We start from the raw sequence: 16331 nt of genomic DNA, 5'->3' as shown, positions 1-16331 counted from the left end.
CGTGAACTCGAACGCTCCCTTCACTCGGACGGAGATCGACCCATGTCCTTCCACGCAGTCGACCAGCGCCTGCCCTTGGTGCGGCAAGCGGCCTTCGGTCTGCAGCACGTGCTCATCATGTACACCGGCTGCATCACCGTCCCGTTGGTCTTCGGTGCCGCAGTAGGACTCGACAAGTCCACCGTCGCGTTGCTGATCAGCGCCGACCTTCTGATCGCCGGCATCATCACGATGATCCAGAGCCTCGGGGTGGGTAAGCTGGCCGGCGCACGGTTACCGATCGTCTGTGGTGCCACGTTCGCCGGGCTGACTCCGATGATCCTCATCGCCAAGGAATACGGGCTTCAGGCGGTGTACGGCTCGATGCTCGCAGGCGGCCTCGTCGGACTCGCCCTCGCCGTACCCTTCGCGCGGCTGATCCGGTTCTTCCCACCGCTGGTCACCGGGGTCGTCCTCACCGTCGTCGGCATCTCCCTGATCGGCGTCGCCGCCGGCCTCATCGTCGGAAACGATCCGACGGCAGACGGTTTCGCGGATCCCGGCAACATCATGCTCGCCGGTGTGGTCGTGCTCGTCGCGATCGCCTTCCTCTGCCTCGGCCGCGGGATCTGGACCCAGCTCGGCGTGCTCCTCGCCCTCGCGATCGGCACGCTCGTCGCGATTCCGATGGGCCTGATCGACCTGGGCGGCGTCTCCGGCAGCCCCTGGTTCGGCATCACCGCTCCGTTCCACTTCGGGGCACCGGAGTTCCCGATCACGGCGGTGGTGGCGATGAGCATCGTGATGGCCGTGGTGTTCGCGGAGTCGACGGCGAGCATGCTGGCTCTCGGCGAGATCACCGGAAAGCCCCTCGCCAAGGGCGACGTGGCCCGCGGCCTCGTCGGCGATGCACTGTCCGGCGTACTCGGCGGCATCTTCAACGCGTTCGTCGACACGATCTTCACGCAGAACGTCGGAGCCGTCGCCACCACCCGCGTCCACAGCCGGTACGTGACGGCCACCAGCGGTGCGATCCTGATCGTCCTCGGACTGATCCCGAAGATGGGTACCGTCGTCGCGGCCCTGCCCGCGCCGGTCGTCGGCGGTGTCGGCATCATCCTGTTCTCGACGGTCGCGGTGGTGGGGATGAACACGCTCCGCAAGGTGGATCTCAGCGACCGGATCAACACCACCATCGTCGCGGTGTCGGTGGGCATCGGCCTGCTCCCCGAGTTCGCCGAGGGCATGTTCGAGCACTTCAACTCGTCCGCCCAGATCCTGCTCGGCAGCGGCATCACACTCGCCGCCATCTCCGCGTTCTCCCTGAACCTGCTGTTCAACCACACCCGGATCGGCGCCGCCGCCCGCGCCGCCTCCGCACCCGTCATCGCAACCGACCCCGTTCCCCCGACCTCCGAGGAGCCGCATGTTGCCGCCCGTGCCTGAGCCGTTCGACGTCCACGTCATCGACATCTCCCCGTACGTGACCGGCGGGTCCGACACGGAACGCGCCCGGGTGGCGCGCGAAATCGACTCGGCCTGCGCCACTGTCGGATTCATCCAGATCCTCGGTCACGGCATCCCCGAACCGGTGATCGAGGGACTCGCCGGCGCCGTCGACGACTTCTTCGCGCTGCCCCTGGAGACGAAGAAGACGTATCGCGTGGAGGGCGCCAACCGCGGGTACAGTCCGCCGAAGAGCGAGTCGCTCAGCCTCAGCCTGGGCGTCGAATCGGCCACCCGGATGAACGACTTCTTCGAGGCCTACAACGTCGGAACGGAGGCCCGGTCGTTCCCGGAGCTGGACCTGTCCGAGGACGACTACGGACTGAACGTGTGGCCGGAGGTGCCCTCCTTCACGGACAGCGTGCAGGCCTACTACGCGCACGGCGAGCGCGTCGCCCGCACCCTGACACGGATCTTCGCCGACGCCCTCGGGCTCGATCCGGGCTTCTTCACCGCCCTGACCGACCATTCCATCGACGTCCTCCGCATGAACAACTACGCGCTGCCGGAGGGCGGCGTCACCCTCGACGGCGAGCTGACCGGCATGGGTGAGCACACCGACTTCGGACTGGTCACCGTGCTGTGGGCCGATCGCGTGGCAGGCCTGCAGGTGCTCGGGCGCGACGAGCGCTGGCACGATGTGAGCCCCGCGGAGGGCGCACTGCTCGTCAACCTGGGCGACCTCACCGCCCGGCTCACGAACGACCGGTGGATGTCGACGCTGCACCGGGTGACTCCGCCCGTCGTCGACGGAACGATCAAGCGCCGGCGATCGGCGGCGTTCTTCCACGACGGCAACGTCGACGCGGTGATCGCGACCCTGCCGGGACTGTGCGAACACTCCGACGACGGATACGCACCGGTGACGGTCCGTGAGCACATCAAGGCGAAACTGGCGGGTTCGCGTCACGGCAAGAAGAACACGGCCGCGGGACGGGAGGCCGAGCGGGTCCTCGCCGCGGCGGACCGGGCGGCCGCCCGGTGACCCGTGGGCACGTCGTATTGATCCACGGCGCCTGGGCGGGCAGCTGGGTGTGGGACACAATTCTGGAGCCGTTGCGCGACAGCGGGTACGAGCCGCACGCACTCGACCTTCCCGGCGTGGGAAACTGGCCGGACGGTGCGCGAACCGATCTGGACGCAGTGACGGATGTCGTCGTGGCGCACATCGTTTCGCTGGACGGGCCCGTGTTCGTGGTCGGTCACTCCGGAGGCGGCATCGTGACCACCCAGGTGGCCGAGCGCCTTCCGCACCGGATCTCGGGTGTGGCGTACGTCGCCGGAATGATGCTGCCGTCGGGAAGCAACTTCGGCGACCTCTGCGCAGACCTGCGCCTACCGGAACCGGTCGGGATCTCGGCCTGGCTGCAGTCGACCCCCGACGGATCCGGGACCATCGTGCCGCCGGAAGCCGCGGCCGCCGTGTTCTTTCACGAATCGTCGGCCGGTGATGCGATCACTGCTGCTCGAAAGCTGCTGCCGCAACTCGAGACTGCACGTCTCATGGCCCCGGTGTGGACGCCGGAGCGGTTCGGCTCCGTCCCCCGCCTGTACGTGGAGGCGACGCTCGACCGTTCGGTGCCGCTCGTGACGCAGCGTGCGATGCAGGACCGGGTGCCGGGCGCGCGGGTGGTGACGTTGGACAGCGATCACGCCCCGCAACTGTCGGCGCGCGAGGCCCTGCTCGCGGCACTCGTCGACTTCTGCGCCTGCGTCGGCCCGAGACCTACCCGTGTCCGGCGGGCGCGAACCAGCCGCACTCCCGAGAACCCATGGAGGATGCGGATGCATCCCGATCTGATTTCCGATGTCACCGTCTACGCGAAGGGCCGCTGGCTGCCGCACCGCGACGTCCTGATCGCCGACGGTCTGATCACCGAGATCCGCCCGACCGCTCCGGCACCGTCGGGGGCCACGGCGGTCGACGGTGCCGGGGCGTACCTGATCCCCGGATTCGTCAACACCCACACCCACCTGCAGCAGTCGTTGATGCGTGGCATCGGCGAGGGGCAGCCGCTGCTCAGCTGGCTGCAGACCGTGGGTGCGGAATCCGCGGTCATCACCCCGGATCGGGCCTACCTGGCCGCGGTCGCCGCGAGCCTCGACGCCCTGCGCAGCGGCACCACGACGCTGGTCGAGCACATGTGGCCGCATCCGTCTCCGGACGTGCACGACGCGGTGCTGCGCGCCCTGGAAGACACCGGCGTGCGGGCACTCCTCGGCCGCGGAGTGGCGGACCGCGCGGACACAACGCGCAAGTGGGGCGTCGACCCGCGCCTCCTGCAGCCGCTGCCCGGGGTGCTCGAGCACACCGACCAGCTGGTCAAGCAGGCCGACGGCACACGCGTCACGGTCGGTCTGGCCGTCCCCAACCCCCGGTCGCTGACACCGGAGGGGATGGCGGCGGTGCGGCAGTTCGCGGGCGAACGCGACATGACCGTGTCGATCCACCTGCTGGAGACCCCCACCGACGACGTGATGTGCCGCGAACACGTCGGCGCGGGCGCGGTCGACTACCTCGACACGAACGGGTTCCTGTGGGACCGGTTGCTCGCTGTGCACTGCTGCGAACTCGACGCCCACGGGCGCGCGGTGCTGGCCCGCCGCGGTGTGGCCGTCTCGTACAACCCGATGAGCAACATGCGTCTCGGCAGCGGCGTCGCCCCCGTCCCGGAGATGCTCGAGGCGGGCATCGCGGTCGGGCTCGGCGTCGACGGCGCCGCCAGCAACGACACCCAGGACATGCTCGAAACGCTGCGCATGGGCGCCTACGTGCAGCGGGCGCATCGCAAGACGGCCGACCTGTTCGGATTCGACGCCATGATGGACCTCGCGACGAACGGCGCGAACGAGAATCTCGGTTTCGCGTCCCGCCCGAACGGTGTGGCCGTCGGCGGCACGGCCGACCTGACCCTGATCCGCTTCGAGCGCGACTTCGGTTGCCTGCCCGTCCGCGACCCGGGCGCGACACTGTTGACCACCGGGAGCCGGCAGATCGTCGACACCGTGCTGGTCGACGGCGAAGTCCTGATCCGGGACGGACACAGCACCAGGGTCGACGAAGCAGGGCTTATCGCCGAATTGACCGCCACCGGTGCGCCATAGTGGTAGCCAGAGGTACCGAAAAGGCGCACGAGAGAGGAGCCCTCATGACCGAACCGCCCGGCCTGATCGCGTTCAACGCACTGAGCGACGCGCGGGCCGTCGATCTGCTCGTGCAGTGCTGCTCATCGACGGTGTGGGCGCAGCGGATGGCCGTCGGCCGTCCGTTTCCGTCCGCCGACGCGGTGTACACCGCCGCCGAAAACGTGCTCGGCGACCTGACGGAGTCCGAGATCGACGCGGCCCTGGCCGGCCACCCGAGGATCGGCGACCGGGCGGACAACCCGTCGTCCGCTCGCGAACAGTCGGCGGTCGCCGCCGCCGACGACGACGTCCGCGCGCGCCTGCGGGCCGGGAACGAGGAGTACGAGCAGAAGTTCGGGCACGTCTACCTGGTGTGCGCGTCCGGTCGGTCGGCGCACGAACTGCTGGACGTGCTGCGCGACCGCCTCGGCAACGACAGCGCCACGGAGCGCAAAATCCTGCGGACCGAACTGGCCGCCATCAACCGGATACGCCTCGAACGCCTTCTCGGCGAGATCGGAGACACGGCACACTGATGTCCAAGATCCTCAGCACCCACGTGCTCGACGCCACCGACGGCACACCCGCGGCCGGGATGCACGTCCGTCTGCTGTCATCTGAGGGCGACGTCATCGCGAGCGCGGCGACCGATGCGGACGGCCGCATCGCCGAGATCGCGCCGGAGGGTCTCATTGCGGCCACCTATTCGCTGGTCTTCGAGACCGGCGAGTACTTCGCCGCCCGCGGCCAGGAGACGTTCTACCCGGAGGTGTGCGTCACGTTCGTCCTCGACGACCCGCAGCGCGGTTACCACGTCCCGTTGCTGTTGTCCCCCTTCGCCTATTCCACCTACCGCGGGAGCTGAACAATGACCGACCTCACCGGCGCCATCGTCCTGGGCGACAACCAGTACGGCAAAGCCGAGAACCGCATCGTGCGGATCTACCGCGACACCCCCCGGCACGAGATCCGGGACGTGAGCGTGTCGACCTGCCTGCGCGGCGACTTCTCGGCGGCGCATCTCGCCGGCGACCAGAGTTCGGTGCTGCCCACCGACACCCAGAAGCAGACGGCGTACTCCTACGCGAAGGAGAAGGGCCTCGACTCCATCGAGGAGTACGGGCTGACGCTGGCACGACATTTCGTGGACGACGTGGCCCCGGTCGAGGGCGCCCGCATCGAGATCGAGGAGTACGCCTGGCAGCGCGCGGTGGTCGACGGAGCGGAGCACGACCACACCTGGGTGCGCAAGGGTGAGGAGGTGCGCACCGCGGCGATCACCGTCGACGCCGACGGTACGTGGGTGGTCGGCGGGCTGAAGGATCTGGTGATCCTCAAGTCCACGGGCAGCGAGTTCTTCGGATTCCTGAAGGACGAGTACACGATTCTCGAGGAGACCCACGACCGGGTGATGGCGACTTCGCTTGTCGTGCAATGGCGGTTCGTCACCACCGACGTCGACTGGAACGGTGTCTACGCCGGCATCAAGGAGCAGATCGTCGCGACGTTCGCGACCGTCCACTCGCTCGCCCTGCAGCAGACGCTGTACGAGATCGGCAAGGCGATCCTCGAGCGCTACCCCGTGCTCGCGGAAGTGCGCCTGTCCGCGCCCAACAAGCACCACTTCGCCCACGATCTCGCCCGCTTCGGGGTGGAGAACGACAACGAGGTATTCCACGCCGCCGACCGCCCGTACGGCCTGATCCAGGCGACGGTGCAGCGGTCCGACGCTCCGGACGCCGGACCCGCGTGGGCGGCGTACGCGGGTTGGCTCAGCTGATGTCCGCCGGCCCGGCCACCGTCGTCGTCTCCGGTGCGCACGTCGCCACCGTCGACGTGGCGGGCACCGAGTACCCGGACGGTTACGTCGTCGTGCGGGGCAACCGCATCGTCGACGTCGGTGCCGGTCCCGCGCCGGTGATCGACGGCGCTCGGGTGGTCGACGGACGGGGTTGCCTGCTCACCCCCGGGCTGGTGAACACGCACCATCACCTGTACCAGTGGATCACCCGCGGGCTCGCCGCCGACGACACCCTGTTCGGCTGGCTGACCACCCTGTACCCGATCTGGGCGGGCATCGACGCCGACGCCGTCCGGACCGCGGCCACCGGAGGTCTCGCCTGGCTGGCGAAGCACGGATGCACGACCACGACGGACCACCACTACGTCGTGCCGCGCGACGGCGGCGACGTCTTCGGCGCCGAGATCGAGGCAGCGCAGACCGTCGGGCTCCGGTTCCACCCCAGCCGAGGGTCGATGGACCTCGGCCACAGTCAGGGCGGACTGCCACCGGATTCGGTGGTGGAGCGTCTCGAGGACGTCCTGAAGGGCACCCAGGACGTCATCGACCGCTGGCACGACCCGGCTCCCGACTCGATGCTGAGGATCGCGGTGGCGCCCTGCTCCCCGTTCTCCGTCACCGGCGACCTCCTGACAGAGGCCGCGGCCCTCGCCCGTTCCGCAGGCGTGCGGCTTCACACCCATCTCGCGGAAACCCTTGACGAGCACGACTTCTGCCACGAGCGGTTCGGCTGCACCCCGGTGCAATATATGGAGCAACTCGGCTGGGTGGGCCCCGACGTCTGGTACGCGCATGCCGTCCACCTGGACGACGTCGCGATCGCAGCGATGGCGGGCACCGGAACCGGGGCAGCCCACTGCCCCACGTCCAATGCGCGCCTCGGCGCCGGGATCGCCCGCGCCAAGGACCTCCACGTGGCGGGGGTTCCGCTGGGGCTCGGCGTCGACGGCGCCGCCAGCAACGAGGCATGCAACATGCTCGAGGAGGCCCGGCACGCCGTGCTGTTCGCGCGGGCCCGCGGCGGCCCGGGCGAGATGACGGTGCGCACCGCCCTCGAACTCGCCACGCGCGGCGGGGCCCGGGTCCTGGGCAGGGAGGACGAACTGGGCTCCCTCGAGCCCGGCAAACTGGCCGATCTCGCACTGTGGCGGGTCGACACCCTCGCACATTCCGGCATCACCGATCCGGTGGCCGCGCTGGTGCTCGGAGTCACACCGCCGCTCGAGTTGCTTCTGGTGAACGGGCGAGCGGTCGTCGAGCGTGGGAGAGTGATCACCGTGAACGAGGAGAACGTCGCCGCGGAGGTCGAGCAGGCCCACCGGGCTCTGGTGCGCAAGGCGGGGTGAGTCGATGGATCTGTCGTTCGTGACGGAGCTCTCGGCCCCACGCAGCCGTGACGACCTGCCCGCCCCGGAACCCGGAGCGGCGTTCCTGGCGGGCGGCACCTGGCTGTACTCGGAACCGCAGCCGACGATCACCCGGCTGGTGGACCTGACCACCCTCGACTGGCCTGCGATCACCGTCCATGACGACGGACTCGAGCTCGCCGCGACCTGCACCATCGAGAATATCTGCAACGCACCGCTTCCCGCCGAGTGGACGGCGACGAGCCTGTTCCGGCCGTGCGCCGAGTCCCTCGTCGCGTCGTGGAAGATCTGGCACACCGCGACCGTCGGCGGCAACCTCGCCCTCGCGCTCCCGGCCGGGGCCATGATCACGCTGTGCTGCGCCCTCGACGCCGAACTCCTGCTCTGGACCGCCGACGGGGGTGAACGCCGAGTCCCGGTCGACCGATTCGTCACCGATGCCGGTCGCACAGTGCTCGGAGCCGGTGACCTGATCCGCAGCATCCACCTTCCCGCCACCGCATTGCGGGGCCGCACGTCGCTGCGCAAGATCGCGTACTCGCCGCTCGGACGGTCCGGCGCCCTGCTGGCCGGGCGTGTCGACGCGGACGGTTTCGCGCTGACCGTCACCGCGTCGACCGTCCGCCCGTTCGTCCTCCGCTTCCCCGCCGTTCCCGGCCCCGACGTGTTGAGCGAGTCTCTGTCGGAACGGATCTCCCCCGACGACTACCTGACCGACGCGCACGGCGCCGCGGACTGGCGTCGGCACGTCACGGGAGTGCTCGCCGAGGAGATCAGGAGGGAGCTGGAATGAAATTGACGGTCGACGGACAGTCGGTGGATGCCGACCCACGGCCCGGTCAGTGCCTGCGCACCTTCCTGCGGGAACAGCAGCGGTTCGCGGTCAAGAAGGGCTGCGACGCCGGCGATTGCGGCGCCTGTTCCGTACTGCTCGACGGCGCTCCGGTGCACTCGTGTGTGGTGCCGGCTCATCGCGCCGAGAACCGCGAGGTGACCACGGCGGCCGGTCTCGGCGGTCCCGATCGACTCCATCCCGTGCAGCAGCAGTTCGTCGATGCGGCCGGCTTCCAGTGCGGGTTCTGCACACCCGGGATCGTCGTGACCGCGTCCGCGCTCGACTCCGAACAACACGCCGACCTGCCGCGCTCACTGAAGGGGAATCTGTGCCGCTGCACCGGCTATCGCGCCATTCGCGACGCCGTCGGCGGCGTGTGCACCACCGAATCAGACAGTGCCGGTGAGTCGTTCGGCCGCTCCATTCCCGCGCCTGCCGCCGCCCGGGTGGTGTGCGGCGCCGAGCCCTACACCCTCGACCTGGCCGTCGAGGGGCTGACCCACCTCCAGATCCTCGGCAGCCCGCACGCGCACGCCCGCATCACCCGACTCGACACGTCCGCCGCGGAGACGCTGCCCGGCGTCCACGCGGTGCTCACCCACCGCGACAGTCCCGACGTCGCCTTCTCCACGGCCCGCCACGAGTTCCGCACCGACGACCCCGACGACACCTACGTGTTCGACACGATCCTCCGGTTCCGGGGGCAGCGCGTCGCGGCCGTCGTCGCGGATTCCGTCGACATCGCCCGGCGCGCAGTGGAACTGATCGACGTGGAGTACGAGGTGCTGGAACCGGTCTTCGATCCCGACCTGGCACGCCGCCCCGGTGCCCCCCTGCTGCACGGTGACAAGGGCGCCGATTCCCGGATCGCGGACCCGTCCCGGAACCTGGTGGCCGAGGTTCACGGCGAAGTCGGCGACCTCGGCGGCGGACTCGCGGTGGCGCGGGACACGGGTGCCGTGGTGGAGGGCACGTGGCAGACGCAACGCGTGCAGCACGCGCATCTCGAAACCCACTCGGCCATCGGCTGGCTCGACTCCGACGGGCGGCTCACCCTCCGCAGCAGTACCCAGGTGCCCTTCCTCGTCCGCGACGAACTCGCCCACCTGTTCTCGCTCGACCGCTCACAGGTCCGGGTGTTCACCGCCCGCATCGGGGGTGGCTTCGGCGCCAAGCAGGAAATGCTGGTGGAGGATCTCGTCGCTCTCGCCGTTCTGCGCACCGGCAGACCGGTGCAGTACGAGTTCACCCGCTCCGACCAGTTCACGATCGCCCCGTGCCGGCATCCCATGCGGGTGTCGGTGAAGGTCGGCGCCGACGGCGACGGAAAGCTGACCGCGCTCGCCGTCGACGTGCTCTCGGACGCCGGGGCGTACGGAAACCATTCGGTGGGCGTGATGTTCCACGGCTGCAGCGAATCCGTTGCGCTGTACCGGTCGCCGAACAAGCGGGTGGACGCCCAGGCCGTCTACACCAACAACCTGCCATCCGGGGCCTTCCGCGGCTACGGTCTGGGCCAGGTCATCTTCGCGGTGGAATCCGCGCTCGATCAGCTGGCGACGCAGCTGGGCATCGATCCGTTCGAACTGCGCCGCCGCAACGTGGTCGTTCCGGGTGACGACTTCGTCGACTTCGAGGTGGAGCACGGCGACCTCACATACGGCAGCTACGGACTCGACCAGTGCCTCGACCTGGCGGAGGCCGCACTGCGCCGCGGCAACGACGTGCGCCCGCCGGACGGCCCGCAGTGGCGGGTCGGTGAGGGCATGGCGGCGTCCATGATCGCGACCATTCCGCCGCGGGGGCACTTCGCGGACGTGTCCTGCACCCTCGTCGAGGGCGGCCGGTACGAACTTCGGGTGGGCACCGCGGAGTTCGGCAACGGCACCACCACCGTGCACGCCCAGCTCGCCGCGTCCGCGCTGGGCACCACCGCCGACCGGATCACCGTGCTGCAATCCGACACCGACGTCGCCGGGCACGACACCGGCGCATTCGGTTCGGCAGGCACGGTGGTCGCGGGGAAGGCGGTACATCTTGCGGGAACCCGATTGCGGGAACAGCTGTTCGAGGTCGCCCGCCGCGTCGCGGGTGCCGCCGAGGACGCCGACTGCGCGCTGACACCCGACGCGGTCGAGGTCGCCGGACGGGTCGTCGAACTCGACAAGCTGGTGCCCGAGGGACCGATCCGCGCCGAGGGCAGGCACGACGGCACCCCCCGCTCGGTGGTCTTCAACGTGCACGCGTTCCGGGTGGCGGTCGACACCGTCACCGGGGAGGTCCGAATCCTGCAGTCCATCCAGGCGGCGGATGCCGGCACGGTCCTCAACCCGCAGCAGTGCCGTGGGCAGGTCGAGGGCGGTGTCGCGCAGGCGATCGGCAGCGCACTGTACGAGGAGATCCTCCTCGACGGCGCCGGGACGGTGCTCAACCCGCAGCTCCGGAATTACCACATCCCGCAGCTCGTAGACGTGCCGGACACCGAGGTCTACTTCGCGGACACCTACGACGAACTTGGCCCGCACGGCGCCAAGTCGATGAGCGAGTCCCCGTACAACCCGGTCGCCCCCGCCCTGGCCAACGCGATCGCGGACGCCACCGGTGCCCGGCTTCGTCGGATCCCGATGACCCCGGCCGCCGTCTGGCGTGCGCTCCCGCGCCCGTGAGTACTTATTAACGTCCCGCGGTTAATAAGTACTCACGGGGCGAGGCGCTCGCGCAACGCTCTAATGAGCGGACGCTGCCCCTTGACCAGCTTCGTCTCGGCGACGCTCGCCGGGAACCAGCGGGCGTCGTCGACCTCGGGGAACTGCTGAAACTTCCCCGACCGCGGCGGCCACTCCAGCTCGAACGTGTTGCTCTCGACGAACGTGACGTCCTCGCTCACCTCCGCCGCATAGACGGTGATCAGCTTGCGTGAGGGCTGCCGGAATTCGCCGAGTAACTCGTACTCGACGGCAGGCGGCGGCGCGCCGATCTCTTCCTCGAATTCGCGCAGCGCGGCCGCGTAGGGATCCTCGCCCTCGGCGTATTCCCCCTTGGGGATCGACCACGCGGCCTCGTCCTTGCGCGCCCAGAACGGGCCGCCCATGTGCACGAGCCACAACTGGAGCACTCCCGCATCGTCGGTGCGATACAGGAGTACTCCAGCGCTGGTGACGGTCATCGACCGATGTTAGGCCGCGGCACCCTCTCGCTGCTCGGTCAGTTCGGCGGGGTCGATCTCCTGGGCGTAGTGGAAGTGCGGGCGGCGGTGTCCGAGGAACGAACCGCACCACGACATCACCGCGACGTACCGGTTGCGGAATCCGACCAGGTAGACGAGGTGCACGGCGAGCCACAGGAACCAGGCGAGTACACCGGTCAGCTCGACCTTGCCGACGCGGGTGATCGCACGGAACCGGTTGATGATCGCCATGCTGCCCTTGTCGCGGTACGTGAACGGCGTTCCGAGGGCGCGTTTCCCGGTGATGATGGCCGCGACGTGCCGTCCACCCTGCATCGCGAACGGCGACTGGGCGGGCAGGTTGTTCAGCGAGGCCATGTCGCCGATTGCGAAGACGTCGTCGTAGCGGCCCACCGTGAGGTCCTCGTCGACCAGCAGGCGCCCGCCGCGGCCGGTCTCACAGCCGGTCCGGTCCGCCAGCACGGCGGCGAAGTCGTTGGCCTGGATGCCGGCCGACCAGATGATCGTGTCGGCCGTGAGGCGCTTCTCGAAACCGGCGCTCGGCGACGACAGCGTGGCACCGTGTTCGTCGATGTCGGTGACCATCGTGCCGAGCACCACCTCGACACCCGCCTTCTCCAGCGAGTCCTGCGTGTACTTGCTGAGCTTGCCGCCGAAGACCGGCAGCGTCTCGTTCGCACCCTCGACGAGGGTGACGGTGACGTCTTCGGACGTGATGTCGCGGAGCGACTTCTCGAAGTAGCGGCCCGCCAGTTCCTTGATCTGACCTGCCAGTTCGACACCGGTCGGACCGGCACCGATCACGATGAAGTGCAGCAGGTCGCGGCGACGCTCCGGGTCGGAGGTGGTGTGCGCCTCCTCGAAGCAGCGGACGATCTGGCGGCGCAGCCGGTCGGCGTCGGCGACGGTCTTGAGCGCGTACGTGACCTCGGCGAACTCGTCGTGGCCGAAGTAGGCCTGCCGGGCGCCCGTCGCGGCGATCAGGCTGTCGTAACCGATCGTGTGGCTCACCCCGCCGGCCTCGTAGACGACCTGCTTCTTGTCCGGGTCGACGTCGACGACGCGGCCGAGCCGGACGTCACCGCTGGGGTATTTGGCGAGGATCGCGCGGATGGACGGGGCGATCTCGCCGGGCGAGATGACACCGGTTGCGACCTGGTACAGAAGGGGCTGGAACAGATGCTCGGTGGTCTCGGAAATCAGCACGAACGGCGTGCCTGCCTTGCCGAGCTTCTTCGCCGCCGCGAGGGCGCCGAATCCCGATCCCACGATGACGACCTGTGTGCGATCCACCGAAAACCTCCTACTGCTTCTGGCGTCTACTTAGCGCCGCGTATGAGCTCCACATTAGGGATCGGCCATTGTTAATCGCCAGTAAGCTGGGGAAATCGAAATTGTGTTATCTCGATTGCTCATAAGTCTTCACGGAAGGACGTAACCTCAGGTCATGGAGTTCCGACAGCTTCGCTACTTCCTCGCGGTCGGCGAGGAGGGCAGTTTCTCGCGGGCGGCGCAACGCTGCTTCATCTCCCAGTCGGCGATCAGCCACCAGATCGCGAAGCTCGAACACGAGTTGGGCACCACCCTCCTGGAGCGGTCGACGCGCGCCACGCGGCTGACCGCGGCAGGCGAACGGCTGATGCCCATCGCGGCCGAGATGATGGGCCTCGAGGCCCGCGCGCTGTCGGTGGGACTCGATCCCCGCAACCGGCTCCGCATCAGCGCGAGCATGAGCTTCGCAACCCAGAGCCTCGAGGCGATATCCACTGTCCGCGAAGACTTCCCGCAGCTCGACATCGAATTCGTCATCAAGGACTTCACCGACCGGATGACCGCGGTCGCGTCGGGGGACGCCGATCTCGCGCTCATTCGCGGCGGCGTCGACCGGCCCGGGCTCGAAACGGTGGAATTCGGGCTCGAGGACCTGGTGATCGTGACGTCGAGCAAACACCCGCTGGCGGGGGTCTCGACCGTCGACCTGAGCGAACTGGCGCCGTACCCCCTGCTGCTCCCGCCACGCAGCAGTCAGATCCTGATCCACACCGTCGTCGAGGACGCGTTTCGGCAGGTCGGGCAGCGGGTCATGCTCGGACCGTCGATCCCCAGCGACCACACCGCCACCCTCGATGTCCTCACGACCCCGCGGTCGTGGACGGTGCTGTACGCCGACACGGCCGACGCGACTCCCCGCCGCGGGCTGAGCTTCCTGCGCGAGGCGCACGACCGGCTGCGCATCCCGGTGTGCGGGGTCGTCCGGAGCGGAACGGCGACGAGACCCGAACTCACCCACCTGTTCCGCGCGCTGGCGCAGTCGATCGCCGGGTCCGGCGGGTCGGCCGAAGCCTAGGCGTCGATCAGTCCGTGCCGGTCGACCCACGCGTGCACGTGGTCGAGCATCGTGTCGGGAACCTCGAGCTGCGGGGTGTGCCCCACGTTCGCGAGAATCACGCTGTCCCACCGCGGGTTTGCCGTCGCCACCTTGCGCGCCGCCGCGACCGGAACCAGCCGGTCACGGTCGCCGTGGAGCAGGAGAACGGGTTGCGCGATCGACTGCATGGTGTCGAGGTATCGGCGCGGGCGAGCCAGGACCCGCATCAGCGACCGGCTGGCCTGAAGGAACGCAGCATCCTCGGACGGCAGCCCGCGCCGGTATCCCGCGAGAGCCGCTGCGGCGTCGAGGGAATCTTCCGACGCCCGGCTCGGCTCGGCGAAGCACAGGTCGATCATCCGCGCGACCAACTGCCGGTCCGTCAACTTCCTGCTCGAGTACTGCAGGAACCGCTCCCCCACGAACGGCGTGAAGTACATCGCAAACTGCGCGGCGATCCGGGGGTCCGGGATCCGTTGCGCGACAGGGAGTGCGGGGTCGACGAGAACCAGCGCCGAAACCGTCTCGGGGTGCGCCGCCGCCTCGAACAGCGAGATCATGCCGCCCATCGAGTTGCCCATCAAAATCACGGGACCACCGACGACGTCCCGGAGGAAGCGATGCAGCACCTTGGCGTTGGCGCCGACCCCCGTCCGGCGATGCCCGGACGGACTGAGCCCGAATCCGGGGAGATCCACGGTGAGCACCCGGGTGCGCTCCGCGAGGACCGGTGCGATCCGGACCCAGTTGAGATGCGAGCCGCCGAGGCCGTGAACCATGACCACCGGAAGCGATCCGGGGTCGGCACCGTATTCGACCCAGTGGACGGGACCGTCGATGTCGACGACGCTGCCGGAGCCGCCCCACTGCTGCGCGAACTCCTGCCGGGCAGGTTCGCCGACTCTGTTCGGATCCACCATGTGTCCGTCCGTTCCGACTGTTGGCGTATCGAGGCCACCGGCCAGTCTACGGTGCACGCCCCGACGGGGGTGCGAGGTATCGATTGCATGTAATTTCTTCGAGAGGCCCGGCCGTCGATTCTACTTATGTGCCGCTCATGCATTTAACGCATACGTCACATCGAAGTCGTCACCCGTCACGTTTGCGAGCAATAGTGGGTCAAACACGCAAGATTGCATGTAATCGAGGATGGAGGGATACGATGACCGGCAGCCACGCGCTGAACGAACTCGCCAAGGAATCCCGCATGGGTGGGCTCGGGACGGAGACCACCGACCGCGAGATCCGACGAATCGACCTCTCGGACTTCGATGCTCGACGCTCGGACATCACCGAACAGCTGTGGAACGCGGCGGTCGACGTCGGCTTCTTCCAGGTCTACAACCACGGCATCGACGTCGCCGACGTGCGCAGGGCGTTCGCGATGTCCGAGCAGTTCTTCGCCCTCGATTCGGCCGTGAAGGCGCAGTACCCGCTGAAGAGGGGCTTCAACTCCGGGTGGGAGAGCAAAACCCAGGTGCGCCCGTCCATCGGCGTCCCGGATGAGAAGGAGTCGTACCAGATCACCCGTCCGCACATGGGCGACCTGTGGCCCACCGAGGAGGAGTTGGCCGGTTTCCGCGACACGATGCTCGGGTTCGAGGCGCAGTGTTGGGACGTGGCGATGCGACTGCTGTCGTGCTTCGCCGACAAGCTCGGGTTCGAGCGCGACTTCTTCGCCGAGGCCCATGACCCGTCGGTGGACAGCTACCAGAGCACCCTGCGGATGCTGCACTACTTCGCCATCCCGGAGCACCTTCGGAGCGACCTCGGCCTGTGGCGCGCCGGCGCCCACACCGATTTCGACTGCCTCACCCTGCTGTTCCAGCAAGAAGGCCAGGGCGGTCTGCAGGTGCTGCCGGGCAAGGAGATGGACACCCAGGAGTGGACGCCCATCGAGCCGTCCGAGGACGCGATCACCTGCAACATCGGCGACATGCTGATGCGGTGGAGCGACGACCGGTTGCCGTCCAACTTCCACCGCGTCAAGAGCCCCGGACCGGACGGCGACCACGGCGCCCGCTACAGCCTCGCGTTCTTCGCCCAGGCCAACCGCGACGTCGTCATCTCCGGACCCGCGGGCAAGTACCCCGACATCACCGCCGAGGACTACCTCTACCAGCGCGTCAACGCGAACTTCGCCAAGGAAAAGTAAGTTGAAC

14 protein-coding genes and 1 pseudogene are annotated in these 16331 nt (G+C 68.6%); 12 read left to right on the top strand and 3 right to left on the bottom strand.

Features of this window, described 5'->3' with window-relative positions:
• Window positions 1–42: 42 nt before the first annotated feature.
• The 10 genes and pseudogenes from G9373_RS20100 (at window position 43) to G9373_RS20055 (ending at window position 11280) form a co-directional block, all read left to right on the top strand.
• The gene (locus G9373_RS20100; RefSeq protein ID WP_005567127.1) at window positions 43–1425 is read left to right on the top strand and encodes a nucleobase:cation symporter-2 family protein; all 1383 of its coding nucleotides are present in this window, start codon (window positions 43–45) and stop codon (window positions 1423–1425) included.
• Window positions 1406–2470 (top strand): 2-oxoglutarate and iron-dependent oxygenase domain-containing protein, encoded by a 1065-nt coding sequence (locus G9373_RS20095; RefSeq protein WP_120659810.1) that lies wholly within the window; start codon window positions 1406–1408, stop codon window positions 2468–2470. Before G9373_RS20100 ends, G9373_RS20095 begins: the two co-directional genes overlap by 20 nt.
• Window positions 2467–3195, top strand: a pseudogene (locus G9373_RS20090) (alpha/beta fold hydrolase); the annotation flags it as partial. The gene G9373_RS20095 and the pseudogene G9373_RS20090, both read left to right, overlap by 4 nt.
• A gap of 75 nt (window positions 3196–3270) precedes the next feature.
• Window positions 3271–4590, top strand: coding sequence for an amidohydrolase family protein (locus G9373_RS20085; RefSeq protein WP_120661337.1), 1320 nt, complete (start codon window positions 3271–3273; stop codon window positions 4588–4590).
• Window positions 4591–4634: 44 nt separating this feature from the next.
• A complete protein-coding gene (uraD, locus tag G9373_RS20080; protein WP_120659811.1) occupies window positions 4635–5147 on the top strand; it encodes a 2-oxo-4-hydroxy-4-carboxy-5-ureidoimidazoline decarboxylase in 513 nt (170 codons plus the stop codon).
• On the top strand, window positions 5147–5476 hold the full coding sequence (gene uraH, locus G9373_RS20075) for a hydroxyisourate hydrolase (RefSeq protein ID WP_120659812.1): 330 nt from the start codon (window positions 5147–5149) through the stop codon (window positions 5474–5476). Before uraD ends, uraH begins: the two co-directional genes overlap by 1 nt.
• 3 nt (window positions 5477–5479) lie before the next feature.
• On the top strand, window positions 5480–6391 hold the full coding sequence (pucL, locus tag G9373_RS20070; RefSeq protein WP_120659813.1) for a factor-independent urate hydroxylase: 912 nt from the start codon (window positions 5480–5482) through the stop codon (window positions 6389–6391).
• Complete coding sequence (locus tag G9373_RS20065; protein WP_167116477.1) at window positions 6391–7758, top strand: 8-oxoguanine deaminase; 1368 nt, start codon at window positions 6391–6393, stop codon at window positions 7756–7758. Before pucL ends, G9373_RS20065 begins: the two co-directional genes overlap by 1 nt.
• 4 nt (window positions 7759–7762) lie before the next feature.
• Complete coding sequence (locus tag G9373_RS20060) at window positions 7763–8572, top strand: FAD binding domain-containing protein (protein WP_167116474.1); 810 nt, start codon at window positions 7763–7765, stop codon at window positions 8570–8572.
• Window positions 8569–11280, top strand: coding sequence for a molybdopterin cofactor-binding domain-containing protein (locus tag G9373_RS20055; protein WP_167116470.1), 2712 nt, complete (start codon window positions 8569–8571; stop codon window positions 11278–11280). Before G9373_RS20060 ends, G9373_RS20055 begins: the two co-directional genes overlap by 4 nt.
• A gap of 32 nt (window positions 11281–11312) precedes the next feature.
• On the opposite strand, the gene G9373_RS20050 is transcribed toward G9373_RS20055, so the two are convergent.
• On the bottom strand, window positions 11313–11780 hold the full coding sequence (locus G9373_RS20050) for an NUDIX domain-containing protein (RefSeq protein ID WP_167116467.1): 468 nt from the start codon (window positions 11778–11780) through the stop codon (window positions 11313–11315).
• Between the two features lie 9 nt (window positions 11781–11789).
• Window positions 11790–13094: an NAD(P)/FAD-dependent oxidoreductase gene (locus G9373_RS20045; protein WP_005566068.1), complete on the bottom strand. Its 1305-nt coding sequence runs from the start codon at window positions 13092–13094 to the stop codon at window positions 11790–11792.
• A gap of 154 nt (window positions 13095–13248) precedes the next feature.
• Between G9373_RS20045 and G9373_RS20040 the strand changes: the two genes are divergently transcribed.
• Entirely contained in the window at window positions 13249–14148 is a 900-nt protein-coding gene (locus G9373_RS20040) for a LysR family transcriptional regulator (protein ID WP_005244852.1), read from the top strand.
• On the opposite strand, the gene G9373_RS20035 is transcribed toward G9373_RS20040, so the two are convergent.
• Window positions 14145–15089 carry an alpha/beta hydrolase gene (locus G9373_RS20035; protein ID WP_167116464.1) on the bottom strand — a complete coding sequence of 315 codons (945 nt, stop codon included), beginning with the start codon at window positions 15087–15089 and terminating at the stop codon, window positions 14145–14147. The two genes, G9373_RS20040 and G9373_RS20035, sit on opposite strands and share 4 nt — an antisense overlap.
• A gap of 242 nt (window positions 15090–15331) precedes the next feature.
• Here G9373_RS20035 and G9373_RS20030 point away from each other — a divergent pair, with 242 nt between their 5' ends.
• Entirely contained in the window at window positions 15332–16324 is a 993-nt protein-coding gene (locus tag G9373_RS20030; protein WP_120659817.1) for a 2OG-Fe(II) oxygenase family protein, read from the top strand.
• The last annotated feature ends 7 nt before the right edge of the window (window positions 16325–16331 follow it).

It is taken from the genome of Rhodococcus sp. A14 (assembly GCF_011603105.1).
In the GTDB taxonomy this organism is placed as follows: Bacteria; Actinomycetota; Actinomycetes; order Mycobacteriales; family Mycobacteriaceae; genus Rhodococcus_F; species Rhodococcus_F opacus.
This window is presented reverse-complemented; position numbering and strand designations above follow the sequence as displayed.